Annotated in this window: 8 protein-coding genes; 3 read left to right on the forward strand and 5 right to left on the reverse strand. The window is 70.4% G+C overall.

What is annotated here, in order from left to right; all coding sequences use genetic code 11:
• Positions 1 to 372, reverse strand: a 372-nt coding sequence (locus ACTS11_RS15790; RefSeq protein ID WP_442641255.1) for an iron-sulfur cluster assembly scaffold protein, incomplete at its 3' end; no start/stop codon positions are given.
• Positions 373 to 448: 76 nt separating this feature from the next.
• Between ACTS11_RS15790 and hisI the strand changes: the two genes are divergently transcribed.
• Positions 449 to 820, forward strand: coding sequence for a phosphoribosyl-AMP cyclohydrolase (hisI, locus tag ACTS11_RS15795; RefSeq protein ID WP_442641256.1), 372 nt, complete (start codon positions 449 to 451; stop codon positions 818 to 820).
• Positions 821 to 905: 85 nt separating this feature from the next.
• Here the strand turns inward: hisI and gluQRS are convergent, their stop codons facing one another.
• The 4 genes from gluQRS to gyrA all read right to left on the reverse strand — a co-directional run bounded on the left by gluQRS (position 906) and on the right by gyrA (position 6,722).
• Positions 906 to 1,754 (reverse strand): tRNA glutamyl-Q(34) synthetase GluQRS, encoded by an 849-nt coding sequence (gene gluQRS / locus ACTS11_RS15800; protein ID WP_442641257.1) that lies wholly within the window; start codon positions 1,752 to 1,754, stop codon positions 906 to 908.
• A 71-nt stretch (positions 1,755 to 1,825) separates the two neighbouring features.
• Positions 1,826 to 3,181, reverse strand: a complete 1,356-nt coding sequence (trmFO, locus tag ACTS11_RS15805; protein ID WP_442641258.1) for a methylenetetrahydrofolate--tRNA-(uracil(54)-C(5))-methyltransferase (FADH(2)-oxidizing) TrmFO — start codon at positions 3,179 to 3,181, stop codon at positions 1,826 to 1,828.
• A 55-nt stretch (positions 3,182 to 3,236) separates the two neighbouring features.
• Positions 3,237 to 3,716 (reverse strand): hypothetical protein, encoded by a 480-nt coding sequence (locus ACTS11_RS15810; RefSeq protein WP_442641259.1) that lies wholly within the window; start codon positions 3,714 to 3,716, stop codon positions 3,237 to 3,239.
• 240 nt (positions 3,717 to 3,956) lie between these two features.
• Complete coding sequence (gene gyrA / locus ACTS11_RS15815) at positions 3,957 to 6,722, reverse strand: DNA gyrase subunit A (RefSeq protein ID WP_442641260.1); 2,766 nt, start codon at positions 6,720 to 6,722, stop codon at positions 3,957 to 3,959.
• Between gyrA and ACTS11_RS15820 the strand changes: the two genes are divergently transcribed.
• A complete protein-coding gene (locus tag ACTS11_RS15820) occupies positions 6,613 to 6,840 on the forward strand; it encodes a hypothetical protein (RefSeq protein WP_442641262.1) in 228 nt (75 codons plus the stop codon). The two genes, gyrA and ACTS11_RS15820, sit on opposite strands and share 110 nt — an antisense overlap.
• A 77-nt stretch (positions 6,841 to 6,917) precedes the next feature.
• Positions 6,918 to 7,187 (forward strand): usg protein, encoded by a 270-nt coding sequence (locus ACTS11_RS15825; RefSeq protein ID WP_442641261.1) that lies wholly within the window; start codon positions 6,918 to 6,920, stop codon positions 7,185 to 7,187.
• Positions 7,188 to 7,232: the final 45 nt, after the last annotated feature.

Consider the following 7,232-nt stretch of genomic DNA (forward strand, 5'->3'; position numbering starts at 1 on the left):
GCGGTAGTCGCGCGCGGGCTCGAGCACCTCGTAGCCCTCGAAGGGGGCGCCGGGGGGCGGCGCGCCCTCCTTCAGCATGGCGCGCAGCTGATCGCGCGCGGCCTCGATCTCGGCCCGCGTCCGGCCGATGGCGTGCCGTCCGAGCAGCGCCGCCGAGGCCTGCCCGAGCGCGCAGGCCTTCACGTCCTGCCCGAAACGGGCGATGCGCCCCTCGGCCAGGTCCAGATCCACGGTGACGGTCGAGCCGCAGAGCGGCGCGCGCTTGCGCACGCTGGCCTGCGGCGCCTCGAGCCGTCCGCGATGCGGGATGTCGGCCGCAAGGCCGAGGATGCGCTGCGAGTAGAGCTTGATGAGGTCGCTGTCAGAGGTCATCGCAGGCCGTCCGGTTTGCGTTTCCGCGCTTGCCGCTATAGTTAGCCGCTCCGATCCCGATTGCAACGAGGCCGCCATGGGCGAGACGCGCAGATTCGACCCCGAGGCCCTCCGGTACGACGCGGCGGGCCTGATCCCCTGCATCGCGCAGGAGGTCGGGACGGGCGAGGTCCTGATGCTGGCCTGGATGAACGCCGAGGCGGTGGCCCGCACGCTCGCGACCGGGCGGGTGACCTACTGGTCGCGCTCGCGGGGCGACTTCTGGGTGAAGGGCGAGACCTCGGGGCATGTGCAGGAACTGGTGGAGCTGCGGGTGGACTGCGACCGGGACTGCCTTCTCGCGCTGGTGCGCCAGAACGGGCCGGCCTGCCACACGAACCGGCGGGTGTGCTTCTACACCGCGGTGCGCGACGGGGCGGAGGTTGAGCTGATGGCGCCCGAGGCGTGAGGGGCCGCGCCGTCCGGGGCATCGAGCCCCGGCCGGCGCGCGGCGCGGTCCGCGCCGAAGTGCGTATTTCACGGAAAGATGAAGGTCAGAGGCCGACCATCGCACGGATGTCGGCGGGCGAGGCGCCCTCGGCGCGGTAGGTGGCGATGGCGCGGGCGTCGTCGCGCTTGGCGAGCCTGCGGCCCGCCTCGTCCCGGATCAGGCGGTGGTGGTGGAAGACCGGGATCGGCGTGCCGAGGAGCGCGTGGAGCGCGGCGTGCAGGAAGCTCGCCTCGAAGAGGTCCTCGCCGCGGATGACGTGGGTGACGCCCTGCGCGGCGTCGTCGATCACCACGGAGAGGTGGTAGCTCGCGCCCATGCCGGGTCGGGCGAGGACCGGGTCGCCGACCTGCGCGGCGAGGTGGGCCGTGGTCACGCGGTGGCTGCCGGCATGGGCGGGGCCGGTCTCCTCGATGGCGATGTCGAGGGCGGGGAAGGCGCGGGCGATGTCGAGGCGGATTGCGTCGCCCGGCGCCCGCGCGGACATCGGGCGGCCGCGGCATGTGGCGGGATAGATGCGGCCGTCGGGGCCATGGGTCGGGCCATGGGTCGGTGCGCCCTCCTGCGGGGCGGAGGCGGCGGCCTCGATGTCGCGGCGGCGGCAGGAGCAGGGGTAGACGAGGCCGCGCGCGGCGAGCCGGTCGATGGCGGCGGCGTAGTCGGAGAGGTGGTCGGACTGGCGGCGGGGCGGGGCGTCCCAGGTCAGGCCGAGCCAGGCGAGGTCGTCGAGGATCTGCGCCTCCCAGCGGGGGCGGGCGCGGGCGCGGTCGATGTCGTCGATCCGCAGGAGGAAGACGCCGCCCGCGGCGCGGGCCATGTCATGCGCCGTGATGGCCGAGAAGGCGTGGCCGAGATGCAGCGGACCCGTGGGCGACGGGGCGAAGCGCGTGCGCATCAGGGCGCCGTTTCAGGGGCTTGCGGGGTGATCTTCATGCCTGGGCCTGGGCTTGCCGCGGACATCTCGCGTCAGGCCGCGTGGCGGGCCGCGGCCCCGAGCCAGCCTTGCCAGTCGGTCTTGGCGCGGTCGGTGTAGCCCTTGTAGCGCTCGCGCCGGCCGCGGCGTCCGCCGCGGGCCTCGTCGAGCGGCGGGAAGAGGCCGAAGTTCACGTTCATGGGCTGGAAGGTCCTGGCCTCGGCGCCGCCGGTGATGTGGTGGACGAGCGCGCCCATGGCCGTCGTCGGCGGCACGGGGGCGAGGCTGCGGCCGAGGAGCTCGGCGGCGGCGAGGCGGCCCGCCAGAAGCCCCATGGCGGCGGATTCGACATAGCCCTCGACGCCCGTGACCTGGCCCGCGAAGCGGATGTTGGGCCGGGAGCGGAGCCGCATCTGGCCGTCGAGGAGCGTCGGCGAGTTGATGAAGGTGTTGCGGTGGATGCCGCCCAGCCGCGCGAAGGAGGCCTCCCGCAGGCCGGGAATCATCCGGAAAACATCGGTTTGCGCGCCGTACTTCATCTTGGTCTGGAAGCCCACGATGTTGTAGAGCGTGCCGAGCTTGTTGTCGCGGCGGAGCTGGACGACGGCCCAGGGCTTCCTGCCCGGATCGTGCGGGTTGGTCAGGCCCACGGGCTTCATCGGGCCATGGCGGAGCGTCTCGCGCCCGCGCTCGGCCATCACCTCGATGGGCAGGCAGCCGTCGAAGTAGCCGGCCGTCTCGCCGGGCTTGAACTCGGTCTTGTCGGCGGCGAGGAGCGCGTCGATGAAGGCCTCGTATTCGTCCTTCGTCATCGGGCAGTTGATGTAGGCCTTCCGTTCCTCCTCGGTCTCGCCCTTGTCGTAGCGCGACTGTTCCCAGGCGACGGACATGTCGATCGTCTCGGCGTAGACGATGGGGGCGATGGCGTCGAAGAAGGCGAGGCTGTCCTGCCCGGTCTCGGCCGCGATGGCGGCGGCGAGGGCGCCCGAGGTGAGCGGGCCCGTCGCGACGATCCAGGAGCCCTCCGTGGGAAGCCCCGTGATCTCGCCCGGCACGACCCGGACGTTCGGATGGGCGCGGAGGCGCGCGGTCACGCCCTCGGCGAAGGGGTCGCGGTCGACGGCGAGCGCGCCGCCCGCGGGCAGGCGGTGGCGGTCGGCCATCTCCATGATGAGGCTGCCCGCCGCCCGCATCTCCCAGTGCAGGAGGCCCACGGCGTTCTGTTCGTCGTCGTCCGAGCGGAAGGAGTTGGAGCAGACCATCTCGGCCAGGTGCCCGGTGCGGTGGGCGAAGGTGCCGACCTCGGGGCGCATCTCGTGCAGGACGACGGGCACGCCCAGTTCCGCCGCCTGCCAGGCGGCCTCGGAACCGGCCATGCCGCCGCCGACGATGTGGAGTTCGCGTGTCATGCGTCGGGGATACTGCCCCGCGCCCCGCGGCTCAAGGGCCGACCGGCCCGTGCGGTCAGACCGGGCCGTTGCCCGCGTCGAAGGCCCCGTCGGGCGGGATCAGTCCTTCGCGGCGTCCCTTGCGGCGGACGCTGAAGGGCGAATGCTCGACCACGGGCGGGCGGGGCGGCACCGCCAGCATCGCGCGGGCCTGGGCCCGGTCGCAGCCATAGGTGAGCATGAGCGCGGCGATCAGCGCCATGTCCCGCCAGAACGCGCCGAGGACATGCGCCACGCCCAGCTGCATCAGTTCCACGTAGCTCGCATAGAAGGTCACGAGGCCGAGGAGGAGGGCTGCCATTCGCGTGCGCGCCCCGAGGAGCACCATGGTGGCGAGGAGGAAGACGATCGAGGAGCCCACGATGTCGTCGAGCGGCGCGGGCAGGAAGGACGCGAAGAGCGCGCCCGCATCCGCGCCGGGAATCGAGCCCGAGGCGGCGGCGATGAAGTAGGAGGCGATGAGCATGCGCATCGTCGTCTGCGCGGCTTCGCTCAATGTCACATTCTGCGTGTCTCTGCTGAGCATTCTGCCTCGCATCGCCCTGTATGTTCCACCCCGGCCGGGGCGACGGGGCGAAACTCGGCGCGCAACCCGGCCCTATTGCGGACGGTTTGCGCAAAAAGACGGTTGAATTCATGGCGAGGCCGCCACAATGGCTAACGGGGCGTTACGGCTGGCCGCGAAGGGCAGGCCGCCGGGCGTCGAGGAGGCGCGCCGCGCGCGCCCCGAACCCCGTCACCCGGCGTCGGGCGCCTCTCCCTCGGTCGCAGCAGGCTCCGCGTCGCCCTGGTCGGCGATCCAGGCGACCGACACCACCTCTTCGCCCGCGCCGGTGTTGAAGACCCGGACGCCGCCCGCCGACCGCGAGCGGAAGGAGATGCCGTCGACCGGCACGCGGATCGACTGGCCCGTGGAGGTGGCGAGCATGATCTGGTCGCCGGTCTCGACGGGGAAGCAGGCGACGAGGGCACCGCCGCGCATCGCCTTGTCCATGGCGATCACGCCCTGGCCGCCGCGCCCGCGCACCGGGTAGTCGTGGCTCGACGAGAGCTTGCCCGAGCCGTTCGCGGTGATGGTCAGGATCAGGTCTTCGGCGGCCGACATCTCGGCGTAGCGGTCGGGCGAAAGCTGGCCGCCCGCGACCTCTACCTCGTCCTCGTCGGCCTCGACCTCCTCCTCCGGCGCGCCGGCCATCAGGCGGCGCTGCTTGAGGTAGGCGGCGCGCTCCTGGGGATCGGCCTCGAAGTGGCGGATCACGGCCATCGAGACCACGCGGTCCCCCTCGGCGAGGCGGATGCCGCGCACCCCCGTCGAATCGCGCCCCTTGAAGACGCGCACGTCCGTCGTGGGGAAGCGGATGGCGCGGCCGCCCGCGGTCACCAGCATGACGTCGTCGCTCTCGGAACAGATGCGCGCGTTGACGAGGCTGACCGAGCCGTCCTCGGGCAGGCGCATGGCGATCTTGCCGTTGCGCATGACGTTGGTGAAGTCGGACAGCGCGTTCCGCCGCACCTCGCCCTCGGAGGTGGCGAAGACGATCTGCAATTCGTCCCAGTGATCCTCGTCGCGGTCGACGGGCATGACGGCGGCGATGCCCGTGCCGGTCGCGATCGGCAGGATGTTCACGATGGCCTTGCCGCGCGAGGCGCGCGAGCCCTGCGGCAGGCGCCAGGTCTTGAGCTTGTAGACCATCCCGTCCGTCGTGAAGAACAGGAGCGGCGTGTGGGTGTTCGCCACGAAGAGCGACGTCACCACGTCGTCCTCCTTGAGCGCGCCGCCCGAGAGGCCCTTGCCGCCGCGCTTCTGCGCGCGGAATTCGCCCAGCGGCGTGCGCTTGATGTAGCCGCCCTGGGTGATGGTGACGACCATGTCCTCGCGCTCGATGAGGTCCTCGTCCTCCATGTCGCCGGACCAGTCGACGATCTCGGTGCGGCGGGGGACGGCGAACTTCTCGCGCACCTCGGCCAGCTCCTCGGAGATGATCGCGAGGATGCGCTCGCGCGAGGCGAGGATTGCGAGGTAGTCCTTGATCTTCTCGGCCAGCTCCTCGAGCTCGTCCGTGACCTCCTTGACGCCCAGCTGGGTCAGGCGCTGGAGCCGCAGGTCGAGGATCGCGCGGGCCTGCGTCTCGGAGAGGTTGTAGGTCCCGTCCTCGTTGGCCTTGTGGTTCGGGTCGTCGATCAGCTGGATGAAGGGCAGGATCTCGGCCGCGGGCCAGCGCCGCTCCATCAGCCGCTCGCGGGCCTCGGCGGCGTCGGCCGAGGCGCGGATCGTGCGCACCACCTCGTCCACGTTCGACACCGCGACGGCGAGACCGCAGAGCACATGCGCCCGGTCGCGGGCCTTGTTCAGCTCGAAGGCGGTGCGGCGGGCCACCACCTCCTCGCGGAAGTCGAGAAAGGCGGTGAGGAAGCCCCGGAGCGTCAGCTGCTCGGGCTTGCCGCCGTTCAGCGCCAGCATGTTGCAGCCGAAGCTCGTCTGCATCTGCGTGAAGCGGAAGAGCTGGTTCAGCACCACCTCCGCCGTCGCGTCGCGCTTGAGCTCGATCACCACGCGGACGCCGACGCGGTCGCTTTCGTCCGCCACGCCCGAGATGCCCTCGAGCTTCTTCTCGCGCACCAGGTCGGCGATGCGCTCGATCATCGCGGCCTTGTTCACCTGGTAGGGGATCTCGTCCACGACGATGGCGAAGCGGTCCTTGCGGACCTCCTCCACATGGGTCTTCGCCCGGATGATGACCGAGCCACGCCCCTCGAGATAGGCCTTGCGCGCGCCCGAGCGCCCGAGGATCAGCGCGCCCGTCGGGAAGTCGGGGGCGGGGATGTACTCGATCAGCTGCTCCGAGGTGAGGTCGGGGTCGCGGATCAGCGCCTGGCAGGCGTCGATCACCTCGCCGAGATTGTGCGGCGGGATGTTCGTGGCCATGCCGACGGCGATGCCGCCCGCGCCGTTGACGAGCATGTTCGGGAAGCGCGCGGGAAGGACCGTCGGCTCCTGCTGCTTGCCGTCGTAGTTGTCCTGGAAATCGACCGTGTCCTTGTCGATGTCGGCCAGCATGTAGGCCGCCGGCGGCGCCATGCGGACCTCGGTATAGCGCATGGCCGCCGGGTTGTCGCCGTCCATCGAGCCGAAGTTGCCCTGCCCGTCGAGAAGCGGCAGCGACATGGAGAAGTCCTGCGCCATCCGCACCAATGCGTCGTAGATCGCGCTGTCGCCATGCGGGTGGTACTGGCCCATGACGTCGCCCACGGGGCGGGCGGACTTGCGGTAGGGCTTGTCGTGGGTGTTGTTGGTCTCGTGCATCGCGAAGAGGATGCGGCGGTGCACCGGCTTCAGCCCGTCGCGCAGGTCCGGGATCGCGCGGCTGATGATGACCGACATGGCGTAGTCGATGAAGGAGGACTTCATCTCCGCCGCGATGTCGATGGAGGGTCCGGCATGCGCGGGACCGCGCGGCGCGGAATCCTCCGTGTTTTCAGGCGGTTCTGGCGTGTCGGTCACGGACTCGGCCCCGGCGTTCGGACGTTTCTATATCTTGTTGGAGGACAGTATAGGGACGCGGGATATGGTGTGCAATGGCCGCGCGCGCCCGCGATTGGCAGCCGGGCGCATCGAGTGACAACATACTGTTTTCGTTGATTTTTAAAGAATCGGTGGCAGGCTGGTGCGAGGAAGGGGCAACGCAAGAGGTGCCGCATGGGCAGGACCGAGACCGAGCTGATGCTGAAGGGCTACGGGCTGACGACCGCCGAGGTCGTCTACCGGATGCCGGATTACCGCAACGTTCTCAATACCTTCGTCTGGCAGGATTACGATCTCGCACCGGATTACCCGAAACTCTTCGGGTTCATCGAGTTCTGGCAGGAGAAGATCGAGGGGCCGCTGCACTCGGTGCGCTTCGTGCACCGCAAGCTGATCGGCGCGGGCGAGTGGCGCAACGTGACGGGGACCTTCACCTATCAGTGAGGGGGGGGCGTTTTCGCCGGCGAAAACGCCCCCCCCTCACTGATA

It is taken from the genome of Roseicyclus sp. (genome assembly GCF_052168335.1).
Taxonomy (GTDB): domain Bacteria; phylum Pseudomonadota; class Alphaproteobacteria; order Rhodobacterales; family Rhodobacteraceae; genus Roseibacterium.